The sequence below is a fragment of the Ekhidna sp. ABH4_415 genome (genome assembly GCF_056161305.1).
On sequence record NZ_JBSWYW010000022.1, the window covers coordinates 1 to 520 of the forward strand.

At 51.3% G+C, this 520-nt stretch carries 1 protein-coding gene; it reads right to left on the reverse strand.

Annotated elements, in window-relative coordinates; all coding sequences use genetic code 11:
- A partial coding sequence (locus ACXAH9_RS17155; protein WP_474896079.1) for a hypothetical protein occupies window positions 1–520 on the reverse strand: 520 nt, incomplete at both ends.

Sequence of the window (520 nt, forward strand, 5' to 3'; positions counted from 1 at the left end):
AGTGACTCCATTGAGGTTATAGCTTACGTCAGCATATATTCCACCAGTAGATCCATCAAAAGCGATAGGTGTACCACCTGCAGTTTCGAGTGCGAACGCAAATGTGCCAGCGCCAGATCCTCCAGTAGGAGTGAGTGTAACCGCACCATTGGCATCCGGGTTGCTTGGGTCATTGGCACCTGGGTCGCAGACAGAGTTGCCTGTCAGTCCGGACTCACCCGCACCCAGCGTAGGCTGAGACGAGTTGATGGTAATGTTGGCTGTTGCTGAAGTACATCCTGTAATGAGGTCAGTAACGATGAGGATATAATCACCATCTTCTACTCCGGAGTTACCAGAGATGTCGTCATCAAGAACGTTATCATCATCGATTTGAGTGGCCGGGTCAGCGGCAGTCGCCCAGAAGAAACTGTAATCAGACAGGGCAGCACCTGCACCGGTAATATCGGCGAGGTTTACAGTAGCTGTACCAGTGTAGCTTCCAGGCGTACACGAAGTATTATCGGTTGTGTTGGCCTGG